Annotated in this window: 11 protein-coding genes, 7 tRNA genes, 3 rRNA genes and 1 pseudogene (1 of these 22 running past the window's edge); 19 read left to right on the top strand and 3 right to left on the bottom strand. The window is 41.1% G+C overall.

What is annotated here, in order from left to right; all coding sequences use genetic code 11:
* Positions 1-48 precede the first annotated feature (48 nt).
* From BN1243_RS10495 to BN1243_RS10475, 5 genes are all read left to right on the top strand, one after another.
* Positions 49-378: an STAS domain-containing protein gene (locus tag BN1243_RS10495; RefSeq protein WP_062106584.1), complete on the top strand. Its 330-nt coding sequence runs from the start codon at positions 49-51 to the stop codon at positions 376-378.
* Positions 378-851 carry an anti-sigma B factor RsbW gene (gene rsbW, locus BN1243_RS10490; RefSeq protein WP_062106582.1) on the top strand — a complete coding sequence of 158 codons (474 nt, stop codon included), beginning with the start codon at positions 378-380 and terminating at the stop codon, positions 849-851. Before BN1243_RS10495 ends, rsbW begins: the two co-directional genes overlap by 1 nt.
* Entirely contained in the window at positions 829-1,623 is a 795-nt protein-coding gene (sigB, locus tag BN1243_RS10485) for an RNA polymerase sigma factor SigB (RefSeq protein WP_062106580.1), read from the top strand. The genes rsbW and sigB overlap by 23 nt, the downstream gene beginning before the upstream one ends.
* Positions 1,620-2,216, top strand: coding sequence for a PP2C family serine/threonine-protein phosphatase (locus BN1243_RS10480; RefSeq protein ID WP_062106578.1), 597 nt, complete (start codon positions 1,620-1,622; stop codon positions 2,214-2,216). The genes sigB and BN1243_RS10480 overlap by 4 nt, the downstream gene beginning before the upstream one ends.
* A gap of 149 nt (positions 2,217-2,365) precedes the next feature.
* Positions 2,366-4,540, top strand: a complete 2,175-nt coding sequence (locus tag BN1243_RS10475; protein ID WP_062106576.1) for a Tex family protein — start codon at positions 2,366-2,368, stop codon at positions 4,538-4,540.
* A gap of 72 nt (positions 4,541-4,612) precedes the next feature.
* Here the strand turns inward: BN1243_RS10475 and cmpA are convergent, their stop codons facing one another.
* Entirely contained in the window at positions 4,613-4,723 is a 111-nt protein-coding gene (gene cmpA / locus BN1243_RS22085; RefSeq protein WP_154669843.1) for a cortex morphogenetic protein CmpA, read from the bottom strand.
* Between the two features lie 87 nt (positions 4,724-4,810).
* Between cmpA and BN1243_RS10470 the strand changes: the two genes are divergently transcribed.
* The 10 genes and pseudogenes from BN1243_RS10470 to perR all read left to right on the top strand — a co-directional run bounded on the left by BN1243_RS10470 (position 4,811) and on the right by perR (position 7,252).
* Positions 4,811-5,263 (top strand): SprT family protein, encoded by a 453-nt coding sequence (locus BN1243_RS10470; protein ID WP_062106574.1) that lies wholly within the window; start codon positions 4,811-4,813, stop codon positions 5,261-5,263.
* Positions 5,264-5,338: 75 nt separating this feature from the next.
* Positions 5,339-5,410, top strand: a tRNA-Asn gene (locus tag BN1243_RS10465).
* Between the two features lie 47 nt (positions 5,411-5,457).
* A tRNA-Ser gene (locus BN1243_RS10460) sits at positions 5,458-5,548 on the top strand.
* Positions 5,549-5,563: 15 nt separating this feature from the next.
* Positions 5,564-5,635 (top strand) — tRNA-Glu (locus tag BN1243_RS10455).
* Positions 5,636-5,751: 116 nt separating this feature from the next.
* A tRNA-Gln gene (locus BN1243_RS10450) sits at positions 5,752-5,826 on the top strand.
* A 123-nt stretch (positions 5,827-5,949) separates the two neighbouring features.
* A tRNA-Leu gene (locus BN1243_RS10445) sits at positions 5,950-6,036 on the top strand.
* Between the two features lie 10 nt (positions 6,037-6,046).
* Positions 6,047-6,123, top strand: a tRNA-Arg gene (locus tag BN1243_RS10440).
* Between the two features lie 6 nt (positions 6,124-6,129).
* Positions 6,130-6,203: transfer RNA gene (locus BN1243_RS10435), tRNA-Gly, on the top strand.
* A 73-nt stretch (positions 6,204-6,276) separates the two neighbouring features.
* Positions 6,277-6,738, top strand: a pseudogene (locus BN1243_RS10430) (cob(I)yrinic acid a,c-diamide adenosyltransferase); the annotation flags it as partial.
* A 76-nt stretch (positions 6,739-6,814) separates the two neighbouring features.
* On the top strand, positions 6,815-7,252 hold the full coding sequence (gene perR, locus BN1243_RS10425; protein WP_154669812.1) for a peroxide-responsive transcriptional repressor PerR: 438 nt from the start codon (positions 6,815-6,817) through the stop codon (positions 7,250-7,252).
* A 79-nt stretch (positions 7,253-7,331) separates the two neighbouring features.
* On the opposite strand, the gene BN1243_RS10420 is transcribed toward perR, so the two are convergent.
* Both BN1243_RS10420 and BN1243_RS10415 read right to left on the bottom strand, forming a co-directional pair.
* Positions 7,332-7,952, bottom strand: coding sequence for a YesL family protein (locus tag BN1243_RS10420; RefSeq protein ID WP_062105439.1), 621 nt, complete (start codon positions 7,950-7,952; stop codon positions 7,332-7,334).
* A gap of 162 nt (positions 7,953-8,114) precedes the next feature.
* Entirely contained in the window at positions 8,115-8,468 is a 354-nt protein-coding gene (locus tag BN1243_RS10415) for a YgzB family protein (RefSeq protein ID WP_062105438.1), read from the bottom strand.
* A gap of 146 nt (positions 8,469-8,614) precedes the next feature.
* Here BN1243_RS10415 and BN1243_RS10410 point away from each other — a divergent pair, with 146 nt between their 5' ends.
* The 4 genes from BN1243_RS10410 to BN1243_RS23130 all read left to right on the top strand — a co-directional run.
* Entirely contained in the window at positions 8,615-9,478 is an 864-nt protein-coding gene (locus BN1243_RS10410) for a nucleotidyltransferase-like protein (RefSeq protein ID WP_062105437.1), read from the top strand.
* A gap of 257 nt (positions 9,479-9,735) precedes the next feature.
* Positions 9,736-11,332 (top strand): 16S ribosomal RNA (locus tag BN1243_RS10405).
* Between the two features lie 144 nt (positions 11,333-11,476).
* Positions 11,477-12,492: ribosomal RNA gene (locus tag BN1243_RS22340) — 16S ribosomal RNA — on the top strand.
* A 456-nt stretch (positions 12,493-12,948) separates the two neighbouring features.
* Positions 12,949-13,667, top strand: a 23S ribosomal RNA gene (locus BN1243_RS23130) (it continues 3,908 nt past the right edge of the window).
* Together the 16S and 23S rRNA genes form the textbook arrangement of a ribosomal RNA operon.

Here is a 13,667-nt window from a genome sequence, read left to right as displayed (position 1 = left end):
GAAAAAGGGGTATTGATAAGAGCAGGAAGTTACGAGGGGGGATTTCATATGAATGTCTCAATAGATGTAAAGGAAGCAGATAAGGAAATAAGGGCAAAATTAACAGGTGAAATCGATGCATACTCTGCTCCAAAGGTACGAGAAGCACTACAAGACCTAGTGAAAAAGCCGGAAGTTAAATTAGTAGTGGATCTGTCTGGTGTGAACTATATGGATAGTACGGGGTTAGGTGTTTTTGTTGGTTTGTATAAAACGTTGAAAGAGTATAAGGGAAGCATCGTTTTAAACGGGATGTCTGACCGTTTAAAACGATTATTTGATATAACAGGTTTAGCAGATGTGATGGATATCAATACCGAGGTAGAAGGTGGAGTATAATGACTGATCCTTTTGACTACATTGAAATGAAAATTCCGGCAAAAGCAGAATATGTAGGCGTTATTCGACTAACAGTTTCAGGGATAGCTAGCAGAATGGGATTTACTTATGAAGCAATTGACGATTTGAAAATAGCTGTAAGTGAAGCTATTACAAATGCGGTTCAACATGCATATAAAAAGGAAGAAGAGGGCGAAGTTGTAGTTGGATTTGCTCTATATCAAAATCGTCTAGAAGTGATGGTCGCAGATTCGGGTAAAAGTTTTGATATGAAAAAGGCTCGTGAAAAAATAGGACCTTATGAAAATGGTAGTCAAGCCAAATTCCTTCGTGAAGGAGGCCTAGGTCTATATTTAATAGAGAGTTTAATGGATGAAGTGAAAATTCATCATCATGAGGGAGTTACAGTTTTTATGGCCAAATACCTCGAAGGAGAGCAGGTGGAGAGTGATGCTGAAACAATCTCAACCTGATCATGAAAAGAGCCCAATCAATGAATGGATTAGAGCTTACCAAAACAATGATGATGAGGAAGCCCAAAAGAAGATCGTTCTCCATTATCAACATCTCGTTGAATCAATTGCCAGGAAATATTCAAAGGGGAAATCTCTCCATGAGGACATAGTTCAAGTAGGAGTTCTTGGGCTTCTAGGCGCGATTCGTCGCTTCGATGAAACTTACGGTAAAACGTTTGAAGCTTTTGCAATCCCAACGATAATTGGGGAAATTAAACGTTTTTTAAGAGATAAAACATGGAGTGTTCATGTTCCGCGAAGAATTAAGGAATTGGGTCCGAAAATTAGAAAAACAGTTGAAGATTTGACTAGTGAGCTGGAACGGTCACCCCAAATAAAAGAAATAGCTGAAAGTTTAAACGTATCAGAAGAAGAAGTTTTGGAAGCAATGGAAATCGGAAGAAGTTATCAAGCTTTATCAATGGACCATTCCATAGAGGCAGATTCAGATGGAAGCACAATCACTCTTTTGGATATTGTCGGTAATGTTGACGAAGGATTTGAGAAGGTAAATCAAAGACTAGTCCTTGAAAAAGCATTGAATGTACTTTCAGAGAGGGAAAGACAGGTCATTCAATATACTTATATAGAAAACCTAAGTCAGAAAGAGGCAGGAATAAAGTTGGGCATATCGCAAATGCATGTATCGCGTATACAACGAAAAGCGATTAAAAAGCTCCAAGAAGTGATTCATAAGGAAATAACGGATTTGGAGAATACTTCGCAATGATTCATGTTGAAAACAAACATCTAGAAGCTCATGCTTTTCAAACGGCCAAAGGAAGCAATATGTTTTGCGGAGACAGTTTTTATTTATCTTTAAAAGAAGATTACTTTATTTGTGTACTTGCTGATGGGTTGGGAAGTGGTCAATTTGCACACGAAGCTTCACGTGCGGTCACTTCTGTTGTTGAATCGAAGCCGAAAGAGACGATCAATACATTGATGGATCATTGCAATCAAGTATTGATACGGAAGCGGGGAGCAGCTGTAGCTATTTTACGAGTAGATTTTAAAAAGAGGATATATGAGTATAGCTGTGTTGGGAATATTCGCTTTTTTGTTCATACTTCGAATAATAAACTTGTATATCCAATGCCTGTGAGAGGCTTTCTTTCAGGGAGACCCCAGAAATTTCGAACTCATCGATATTCTTACGAGGAAAATTCAGCATTTCTTCTTCATTCTGATGGATTTATCAATATAAATACAAGAGAATTGCTCGGCAGTAAACAATCTGTTTGGGCAATGACGGATCGCTTAAAAGCTGTCCAAAAAAACACGAATGATGATATGTCATTTATTGTGGGAACCCTGCTTTAAAATAGCAGGGTTCTTTTTATGAAGAAAACCGTATGTAAAACTATACTTACATGTTTAATTTTTCCCCTTCGCTATGATGGTATGTTTTTTAGAGGAAAACAATTATGTTAAGATAAGGGAAAGTTGTTTTATGAAAAGAGGAATCCGTGATGCAAACTGTGCAAAAAGAAGATCAATTACTCAAACAAATAGCTAACGAACTTACACTATCCAATAAACAAGTTGCCAGTGTAATAGAACTATTAAACGAAGGTAATACAGTACCGTTTATTGCCCGCTATCGGAAAGAAATGACAGGGGCGTTGGATGAAGTTCAAATTAAAAACATTCAGGATAGCTATGCCTATTTACAAAATTTAGAACAGCGAAAAGAAGATGTGATTCGCTTAATTGAGGAACAAGGTAAACTAACAGATGAATTGAAAATCGAAATAATGAAGGCTGACAAACTACAAATTGTAGAGGACCTGTACCGCCCTTACAAGCAAAAACGTCGTACTCGTGCATCCGCAGCTAAAGAAAAAGGACTTGAACCATTCGCTGAGTGGCTACTAACTTTTCCTGAAAAAGGTGATGTTGAAAAAGAAGCTGCTCAATACCTTTCTGAAGAAAAAGGAATCGCTGTTATAATAGAAGCAATTACTGGTGCAAAGGATATTATCGCCGAGCAAGTTTCTGATGATGCAGCTAGTCGCCAATGGATCAGGAATGAATGTTATCGTACAGGAAAAATAGTGGCGGCATCTAAAGATGAGGAAAAGGATGAGAAAAAGGTTTATGAGAACTACTATGATTATGAGGAACCTGTACGAAAAATTGTTCCGCATCGGACACTTGCTTTAAATCGAGGAGAAAAGGAAGACGTTTTAAAGGTCTCGATAGAATCAAATACAGATAAAGTTCTGCAATATTTAAATAGAAAATGGATCAAAAAACATACATCTATTTCAAATAGTGTTGTTACAGAAGCGGTTGAGGATGCGTATAAGCGGTTGATTGAACCTGCCATTGAACGAGAAATACGCAACGAATTAACCGAAAAGGCGGAAACTCAGGCAATTCATATTTTTTCAGAGAATCTAAGAAATTTATTACTACAACCGCCGTTAAAGGGAAAGGTCGTTTTAGGTGTTGACCCTGCCTATCGGACAGGTTGTAAGCTAGCTGTCGTCGATGAAACAGGAAAAGTACTACATATTGATGTTATTTATCCGCATCCACCTACAGCTAAGCCTCGCGTGGCAAAAGAAAAGATGATCGATGTGTTGAAACGCTTCAACATTGAAATTATTGCGATTGGGAATGGGACTGCATCGCGGGAAACGGAACAGTTTACGACTGATATATTAAAAGAGCTTCAAGCGGATATGTCTTATATTATTGTAAATGAAGCCGGTGCGAGTGTATATTCCGCATCAGAACTTGCTAGAGAGGAATTTCCTGATTTGCAAGTCGAAGAAAGAAGTGCCGTTTCGATTGCACGAAGACTACAGGACCCATTAGCGGAGTTGGTGAAAATTGATCCAAAGTCGGTCGGGGTTGGTCAGTATCAGCATGACGTCTCCCAGAAGAAACTAAATGATTCACTAACTTTTGTAGTGGAAACCGCGGTTAACCAAGTTGGTGTAAACGTGAATACCGCATCAATGTCTCTCTTACAATATGTATCAGGATTAAGTAAAACTGTAGCCAAAAACATAGTGAAATTCAGAGAAGAAAATGGAAAAATCTCTAGCCGCCAGCAATTAAAGGGAATTCCGCGCCTCGGGGCTAAAACCTATGAGCAAGCAATTGGTTTCTTACGAATTCTAGACGGAGAAGAACCACTTGATTTAACACCGATTCATCCAGAACATTATGGAGAAGTAAAAGGACTTCTAGCAAAGCTTGGTTTTACCTCCAAAGATATTGGCACGAAAGATCTCGTGGATACGCTGAAAGCGATGGATACGAAAGCAATCTCGGCAGAACTTGGAATTGGCCAATTAACATTAGAAGATATTATCGATGCATTAATGAAGCCGGGTCGAGATCTCCGGGATGAACTACCACAACCGATTTTGAAAAAAGACTTACTGAAACTAGAAGATCTTAAACCAGGCATGGAAATGCAAGGCACCGTTCGTAATGTTGTAGATTTTGGGGCATTTGTTGATGTTGGTGTGAAAGAGGATGGACTTGTCCATATATCCAAATTAAGTAATCAATTTGTAAAACACCCATTAGATGTTGTATCGCTAGGGGATATTGTCACTGTTTGGGTGGAAAAAGTCGATGTTCAAAAGGGCAGACTCTCGCTAACGATGCTTAGTCAACCACAGTAAACAGAAATCAATGCATATCTATATTAAATCCCGGCGGACAAACATGTTTTAGCCGCCGGTATAATTATATATTTAACTATGTTTTTTTCTGTAAAAGAACCAGCATTGATTTAACAGTTTAATTTGGTACCGATTTTTTTCGAAAAAGGCTTTTTGTATTTGATTTTGGAACCAGATGGGCATGAAAAAGACCTCCCGAAGTGTTTCGTAATTTCATTATATGGGTGAATCCTTTATCCTGTTCCGGATATTAAGATAAGAGGTTTTTTTATGAAGGATCAAGAGCTACAACAATTAACGGAAAAACTTTCTTTAGAATTGTTTCATAAACCATTTAAACATACAGCCTTTTTTAATCATAGGTTGAGAACTACTGGGGGACGATATATGCTACGTTCTCATAATATCGAAATCAATCGTAAATATTATGAGGAACACGGAGTAGAAGAATTAATAGGGATCATTAAGCATGAATTATGCCATTATCATCTTCACATTGAAGGCAAAGGCTACCAGCATCGTGATCAGGATTTTAAAAGGTTAATGAAGCAAGTCGGTGCACCAAGGCATTGTACGCCACTTAAAAAAAGCCAAAAACCAGCTGCTAAAATTAAAATGTACCAATGTAACACTTGTCAGCAAATATACCAACGGAAGAAAAGAGTAGACACTACACGGTTCGTATGTGGAAAATGCCGAGGAAAGTTAATAGAAATAGGATAAGCCATTTCTTGAAAAAAATATCTAAAATCTATTGACAGTTATTAGTTAGATCATTATAATCGAAAGAGTCATTAATCCGCAGTAGCTCAGTGGTAGAGCTATCGGCTGTTAACCGATCGGTCGTAGGTTCGAATCCTACCTGCGGAGTCTTCCTTTAATAAATGAAGTAATTCTTCTATTAATTTATTATATATGGGGAAGTACTCAAGAGGCTGAAGAGGTGCCCCTGCTAAGGGCATAGGTCGCGTAAGCGGCGCGAGGGTTCAAATCCCTCCTTCTCCGCCATATATTTTTAAACATGGCCCCTTGGTCAAGCGGTTAAGACACCGCCCTTTCACGGCGGTAACACGGGTTCGAATCCCGTAGGGGTCATATGTTGTTTTTTTGAAAAAACAACATAAACTAGAAAAGTTACTCGCCAACAATTACGACTTGACTAAACAATAGAAGATATGATAAAATATCATTCTTGTTTCATTTATTGTAAATGGGCTATAGCCAAGCGGTAAGGCAACGGACTTTGACTCCGTCACTCGTTGGTTCGAATCCAGCTAGCCCAGCCAATTTTTATTTAAAACATCATTACTTTCTATATCAAAAGTTTATACCTTCAAACGCAGCATTCTCACTAAAAATGTCTTGACATTATAAAGTCTACTTTATATAATATATTTTGTCGTAAAGACGCGGTAGTGGCGGAATGGCAGACGCGCTAGGTTGAGGGCCTAGTGGGTGAATAACCCGTGGAGGTTCAAGTCCTCTCTACCGCACCAAATTTTATATGCGCCCGTAGCTCAATTGGATAGAGCGTTTGACTACGGATCAAAAGGTTAGGGGTTCGACTCCTCTCGGGCGCGCCATTTTATGCGGGTGTAGTTTAGTGGTAAAACTACAGCCTTCCAAGCTGTTGTCGTGGGTTCGATTCCCATCACCCGCTCCAAAAAAAACATGTTGACAATGAAAAAAATAAGTGTTAAACTAATTAAGTTGTCGATTGAAAGCNTGGAAGTTGTGATGAAGCAAATTCGATGATTGGACTAGCTGTTAGTTATTTGAAGCAAGAAGATAGAAAAGAATTTCAAGAGCTGCAACAACTTTTTCATCAAGTACAAACAGCTCTTTTCCATGTAGGGGCAGAATTGTCTACTCCTAATGATAAAGAAGTGAAATGGAAATTAAAAGAAAGTGATGTAAAGCTATTAGAAGAAGCAATTGATCGTTTAGATGAACAGCTTACACCATTGCAGAATTTTATTCTTCCTGGTGGACATCCTGCTGGAGCTGCATTTCACGTAGCGAGAACGGTTGTGCGCAGAGTGGAAAGAATCGTAGTTGGTCTTGAAACAAATAATCCACTTGTTTTATCTTATCTAAATCGACTTTCTGACCTTTTATTTGTCGTAGCACGATATGTCCATCATATATTAGGAGAAGAAGAAGTAAATCTGCATGAAGGAGACAAGATTGACAGCTAAACCCATTTTTTAGTACACTATTTATAAGAATTATAAATAGATAATCAATTTTATGTTAGAAAAGAGGTGCATGGCGGTGTCAGAACATCAATTAAAAGATGCGATTCAAACATTGAAGCAGACAGGAGTTCGAATTACACCCCAACGTCATGCGATTTTGGAGTATTTAGTTCAGAGTATGTCACATCCAACTGCAGACGATATTTATAAATCACTCGAAGATAAATTTCCGAACATGAGTGTTGCAACTGTTTATAATAATTTACGCGTTTTTCGGGAAGTGGGCTTAGTAAAGGAACTTACCTATGGTGATGCTTCTAGCAGATTTGATTTTGTGACATCAGACCATTATCACATTATTTGCGAGAACTGTGGGAAGATTGTTGACTTTCATTATCCAGGCTTAGATGAAGTTGAACAGTTGGCAGCCCATGTAACGGGATTCCAAGTTGGCCACCATCGCATGGAAATTTATGGTGTATGTCCTGATTGCGGAAATAAAGAAACACATTAAAAATAGCCTAACTTTTATAGGCTATTTTACTTTATTCAAAAATGGCAAACTGCTTATAACAGCAGTTTGCCATTTTAAATTAAGCTTGTTCCAGATTACTCGCCTTAATGACCTCTTCTTCTTTGTAGAATCGGCTATAACAGATCATAAAGACTAGATAAGCAACAAAACTAAAGATTAATAGAAATGTTACAGGTAAATAGTTTAGGAAAACAAACATTAATACTAATAAAATAATAGATAAGAGTGTTGATGGAAAATACTTAATAGCAAAAAAGAAGGAGTTTTTTACTACTCTCCATAATGTTAACTTATAGTGAACCATCATTGGGAAAATATATATAGAAGTTAGTAACCCAATGGATGCAATTAAAAACAACGAGGCTAGCAGTAGGTTTTGCATGACTTTCCCTAAAGTACCGATCAGCATAAAGTCAATATAAAGGATGTAACCAAAGATAGAGACTAGAATGCCAAGTAAAAAACTTTGTTTGAAATTTTCCTTGAAAAAGCGAAAAAAGGGAAGGAAGACAGCTGAATCCTTTTTAATAACATATTGTCTGATCACCCCGAACATAGCAGCAGTAGCTGGAAAGATAGTAATGATCGGCAGACACATGACGAACCAAAGGATATTTAATAAAAAGAAAAAAGACACCGTTTCCAAAATAGTATATAACCTGCTGTTTAAGATATTCATAGTTAACCACCATTTAATCTATTTTTGAGAATGACGATGCAGAGCAACATTGCACTTGACCGAAAAGGAATTCGGAAGCATATTTTAAACTTGCTCAGCATCGTTCCCTTTTTGATATAGTAATTATAACATATATCAATAAATTTAAAAAAGCGAAATTTTTTAAAGATTTTTCTTGCGATTGTATTTTTCATCAAATTCCTTGCCTTCAAGATTTGGATCCAAGGTAAGTGGTTCCCTACAATACATGCACATATCTACTTTACCTAACACTTTAGTAGGTTTGTTACAATTTGGACAAATTACTTGTACTGCCTTTGTTGAAAGCATTCCAATCCAAAAATAAACTAATGTACTAGAAAGAATAGCTAATACTCCTAAAATCATAAAAATCGTCATAACAATAGGATGATTTTTGAAGAATATTCCCCCATACATAATAATAAACCCAGCAAAGATTAAACCAAGAGCAAAGGACCGGATCTTATTTATTTTACTTGAATATTTTTTTGCCATAGTGAGCCCTCCTGAAAGTAAATATATCATATGGAAGAAAAACTTCCTACTATATATTCCGTTAAATAACGTATGTGGAGAAAGGAAGAAGGAGATTTCGAATTACTGTCGAAAGAAAAGGGTAATAAGGAATTGGAGGAATTGCCATGGAAGAAATCCTCAAAAGCATCTGTGTAGAAAAAGAAGATAGTGAAAACACATTAGGTATTTTAGTAATTGAAAAGAAACAGCAACTATCCCCTTCGACAAATACGTTTGATTTCATCTTGCTTGTTATAGTACGTCAACGAACTGATTCGACATCTATTATGCATTATCAATATAATGATAAAAGAATCGCTCTTCATAATGTAACAGAACAGCAAATAAAAGAATGGATTCTTTTTGGATCGAATAACAAAATTATAGAATGGATACATGAAGGTGAAGTTTTATTTGATAAGAACGAGTTTGTATTAAATTTAAGAAATGAGTTACGAGACTTTCCATTTTATGATCGTAAATTGAAAATAGGAGTCGAGTTTGCAAAGCTTATCCGTAGATATTTAAACGGGAAATCGTTTTTTGAAACGGGCCAATTTTTAGATGCATATAATCATATGATTCATTGTTTACACCATCTAGCTCGTCTAGCCATTATCGAAAAGGGCTTTTATCCTGAATTAACGGTATGGAGTCAGGTTAAGCAGATGGATCCAGAAATCTACAAGTTATATGAGGAACTCGTTAACAGCGAGGAATCTATTGAAAAAAGATTAGACTTACTTTTTATAGCTAGTGAATTTTTAATCTTTTCTAGAACGAAAATTGGTGCTGGGCATCTTTTGGAAACTTTAGAAATGCAAACCCAATGGTCGATTGGTGAGTTGAAATCTCATCCTGAACTTCATTATTATGGTGTTGATTTAGATCTACTAGTGGAATACCTAATCGATAAAGACTTTATTACAGTAGTCGAAGTTCCTATAAACACACTGGGACTAAGCGATAGATTTTATTTCAAGAAATAGTTTACCTTTTTTTGAAAAAAGGTATTGACCAATTCTAATAAACTTGTTATAGTAATAAACGTCGCTGCTGACGTTAAGTTCGGCGGTCGAAAAAAAAGATAAAAAACTTCTTGACTTTCCAGACTGAAAGTTGTATGATAATAAAGTCGCTGTTAAGAAGCAAGCAAGTTTGATCTTTGAAAACTGAACGAAACGAACGTCAATAATAAATAGATGATCATTTGATCATCGCCAGCTTTATATGAGCTAAACAAACTTTAAATGAGAGTTTGATCCTGGCTCAGGACGAACGCTGGCGGCGTGCCTAATACATGCAAGTCGAGCGAATGGATGGGAGCTTGCTCCCTGAAGTTAGCGGCGGACGGGTGAGTAACACGTGGGCAACCTGCCTGTAAGACTGGGATAACTCGCGGAAACGTGAGCTAATACCGGATAATTTCTTTCTTCACATGGAGAAAGGTTGAAAGACGGTTATGCTGTCACTTACAGATGGGCCCGCGGCGCATTAGCTAGTTGGTGAGGTAACGGCTCACCAAGGCGACGATGCGTAGCCGACCTGAGAGGGTGATCGGCCACACTGGGACTGAGACACGGCCCAGACTCCTACGGGAGGCAGCAGTAGGGAATCTTCCGCAATGGACGAAAGTCTGACGGAGCAACGCCGCGTGAGTGAAGAAGGTTTTCGGATCGTAAAACTCTGTTATCAGGGAAGAACAAGTACCGTTTAACTGACGGTACCTTGACGGTACCTGACCAGAAAGCCACGGCTAACTACGTGCCAGCAGCCGCGGTAATACGTAGGTGGCAAGCGTTGTCCGGAATTATTGGGCGTAAAGCGCGCGCAGGCGGTCTCTTAAGTCTGATGTGAAATCTCGCGGCTCAACCGTGAGCGGTCATTGGAAACTGGGGGACTTGAGTGCAGAAGAGAAGAGCGGAATTCCACGTGTAGCGGTGAAATGCGTAGAGATGTGGAGGAACACCAGTGGCGAAGGCGGCTCTTTGGTCTGTAACTGACGCTGAGGCGCGAAAGCGTGGGGAGCGAACAGGATTAGATACCCTGGTAGTCCACGCCGTAAACGATGAGTGCTAAGTGTTAGAGGGTTTCCGCCCTTTAGTGCTGCAGCAAACGCATTAAGCACTCCGCCTGGGGAGTACGGCCGCAAGGCTGAAACTCAAAGGAATTGACGGGGGCCCGCACAAGCGGTGGAGCATGTGGTTTAATTCGAAGCAACGCGAAGAACCTTACCAGGTCTTGACATCCCGCTGACCGGTCTGGAGACAGGCCTTTCCCTTCGGGGACAGCGGTGACAGGTGGTGCATGGTTGTCGTCAGCTCGTGTCGTGAGATGTTGGGTTAAGTCCCGCAACGAGCGCAACCCTTGAAATTAGTTGCCAGCATTTAGTTGGGCACTCTAATTTGACTGCCGGTGACAAACCGGAGGAAGGTGGGGATGACGTCAAATCATCATGCCCCTTATGACCTGGGCTACACACGTGCTACAATGGATGGTACAGAGGGTTGCGAGACCGCGAGGTTTAGCCAATCCCTTAAAACCATTCTCAGTTCGGATTGTAGGCTGCAACTCGCCTACATGAAGCCGGAATCGCTAGTAATCGCGGATCAGCATGCCGCGGTGAATACGTTCCCGGGCCTTGTACACACCGCCCGTCACACCACGAGAGTTTGTAACACCCGAAGTCGGTGGGGTAACCTGGTACTTAACTTAGCCTCTTATTAATATCGTAGGAAGCTAAGTTAAGTACTAGGAGCCAGCCGCCGAAGGTGGGACAGATGATTGGGGTGAAGTCGTAACAAGGTAGCCGTATCGGAAGGTGCGGCTGGATCACCTCCTTTCTAAGGATATAAGGAAGGCCGACTAAGAAGCGCCACGTCCTGTGGCAACGTCGGCATGACTCACATCGTGTGAGCCTAAAAGCGGAAGACGGCGTTTAGCGACGTACAAACTTCCTAGATTCTGACGAGATAAAGGAAACACGGCGAAGAATGAGCCGATGTTGACTTATCGTAGGAAGAAGCGTAGAAGTTTGCTAGTCGCTGCCGTCTGGAGCTAGACACGATAATATATTGACTGCGAGTCAATATNATTGGAAACTGGGGGACTTGAGTGCAGAAGAGAAGAGCGGAATTCCACGTGTAGCGGTGAAATGCGTAGAGATGTGGAGGAACACCAGTGGCGAAGGCGGCTCTTTGGTCTGTAACTGACGCTGAGGCGCGAAAGCGTGGGGAGCGAACAGGATTAGATACCCTGGTAGTCCACGCCGTAAACGATGAGTGCTAAGTGTTAGAGGGTTTCCGCCCTTTAGTGCTGCAGCAAACGCATTAAGCACTCCGCCTGGGGAGTACGGCCGCAAGGCTGAAACTCAAAGGAATTGACGGGGGCCCGCACAAGCGGTGGAGCATGTGGTTTAATTCGAAGCAACGCGAAGAACCTTACCAGGTCTTGACATCCCGCTGACCGGTCTGGAGACAGGCCTTTCCCTTCGGGGACAGCGGTGACAGGTGGTGCATGGTTGTCGTCAGCTCGTGTCGTGAGATGTTGGGTTAAGTCCCGCAACGAGCGCAACCCTTGAAATTAGTTGCCAGCATTTAGTTGGGCACTCTAATTTGACTGCCGGTGACAAACCGGAGGAAGGTGGGGATGACGTCAAATCATCATGCCCCTTATGACCTGGGCTACACACGTGCTACAATGGATGGTACAGAGGGTTGCGAGACCGCGAGGTTTAGCCAATCCCTTAAAACCATTCTCAGTTCGGATTGTAGGCTGCAACTCGCCTACATGAAGCCGGAATCGCTAGTAATCGCGGATCAGCATGCCGCGGTGAATACGTTCCCGGGCCTTGTACACACCGCCCGTCACACCACGAGAGTTTGTAACACCCGAAGTCGGTGGGGTAACCTTTTGGAGCCAGCCGCCGAAGGTGGGACAGATGATTGGGGTGAAGTCGTAACAAGGTAGCCGTATCGGAAGGTGCGGCTGGATCACCTCCTTTCTAAGGAAAATCGAAAAGCGGAAGACGGCGTTTAGCGACGTACAAACTTCCTAGATTCTGACGAGATAAAGGAAACACGGCGAAGAATGAGCCGATGTTGACTTATCGTAGGAAGAAGCGTAGAAGTTTGCTAGTCGCTGCCGTCTGGAGCTAGACACGATAATATATTGACTGCAAGTCAATATTAAAAAAGACGTTTCTTTTCGTTCAGTTTTGAGAGTTCAAACTCTCAAAAGTTTGTTCTTTGAAAACCAGATAAAATGAGAAGATATAAACCGAGAAACATTCACCTTACGGAGAATTCCGTAAGAAAACTAGTAAGACCTTATTAAGGTCGAGCAAGGAGAAGCGAGAAGATCAAGGAAGCAAATGAGTGAGCGCCGGAGCGTATATAATACGTGAGGATGCGAATGAATGAAGCTGACGCAGAGATTCGAAGCTTATCATTGCACGAACGATTAAGTTAGTAAGGGCGCACGGTGGATGCCTTGGCACTAGGAGCCGATGAAGGACGGGACTAACACCGAAATGCTTCGGGGAGCTGTAAGTAAGCTTCGATCCGGAGATTTCCGAATGGGGAAACCCTCTGCTCGTAATGGGGCAGAATCCATTTCTGAATACATAGGAAATGGAAGGCAGACCCGGGGAACTGAAACATCTCAGTACCCGGAGGAAGAGAAAGAAAAATCGATTCCCCGAGTAGCGGCGAGCGAAACGGGAAAAGCCCAAACCAAGAGGCTTGCCTCTTGGGGTTGTAGGACACTCTATACGGAGTTACAAAAGGATGATGTAGACGAAGCGGTCTGGAAAGGCCGGCCACAGAAGGTAACAGCCCTGTAGTCGAAATGTCATCCCCTCCTGAGTGGATCCTGAGTACGGCGGGACACGTGAAATCCCGTCGGAAGCTGGGAGGACCATCTCCCAAGGCTAAATACTCCCTAGTGACCGATAGTGAACCAGTACCGTGAGGGAAAGGTGAAAAGCACCCCGGAAGGGGAGTGAAATAGATCCTGAAACCGTGTGCCTACAAATAGTCAAAGCATGGATGCGTATTTCCCTATGGGAAAACGCTGTGTGATGGCGTGCCTTTTGTAGAATGAACCGGCGAGTTACGATTTCATGCAAGGTTAAGTTGAAGAGACGGAGCCGCAGCGAAAGCGAGTCTGAATAGGGCG

It is taken from the genome of Bacillus niameyensis, assembly GCF_001375535.1.
GTDB classification, from domain to species: Bacteria; Bacillota; Bacilli; order Bacillales; family Bacillaceae_C; genus Lederbergia; species Lederbergia niameyensis.
This window is presented reverse-complemented; position numbering and strand designations above follow the sequence as displayed.

Bases quoted from the DNA above. Each gene is read 5' to 3' on its own strand.
- BN1243_RS10470 (WP_062106574.1), top strand. From the start codon at position 4,811: ATGAAGGATCAAGAGCTACAACAATTAACGGAAAAACTTTCTTTAGAA.
- BN1243_RS10410 (WP_062105437.1), top strand. From the start codon at position 8,615: ATGGAAGAAATCCTCAAAAGCATCTGTGTAGAAAAAGAAGATAGTGAA.
- cmpA (WP_154669843.1), bottom strand. From the start codon at position 4,723: ATGCCCATCTGGTTCCAAAATCAAATACAAAAAGCCTTTTTCGAAAAA.
- BN1243_RS10475 (WP_062106576.1), top strand. From the start codon at position 2,366: ATGCAAACTGTGCAAAAAGAAGATCAATTACTCAAACAAATAGCTAAC.
- rsbW (WP_062106582.1), top strand. From the start codon at position 378: ATGACTGATCCTTTTGACTACATTGAAATGAAAATTCCGGCAAAAGCA.
- BN1243_RS10415 (WP_062105438.1), bottom strand. From the start codon at position 8,468: ATGGCAAAAAAATATTCAAGTAAAATAAATAAGATCCGGTCCTTTGCT.
- sigB (WP_062106580.1), top strand. From the start codon at position 829: ATGCTGAAACAATCTCAACCTGATCATGAAAAGAGCCCAATCAATGAA.
- BN1243_RS10495 (WP_062106584.1), top strand. From the start codon at position 49: ATGAATGTCTCAATAGATGTAAAGGAAGCAGATAAGGAAATAAGGGCA.
- BN1243_RS10420 (WP_062105439.1), bottom strand. From the start codon at position 7,952: ATGAATATCTTAAACAGCAGGTTATATACTATTTTGGAAACGGTGTCT.
- BN1243_RS10480 (WP_062106578.1), top strand. From the start codon at position 1,620: ATGATTCATGTTGAAAACAAACATCTAGAAGCTCATGCTTTTCAAACG.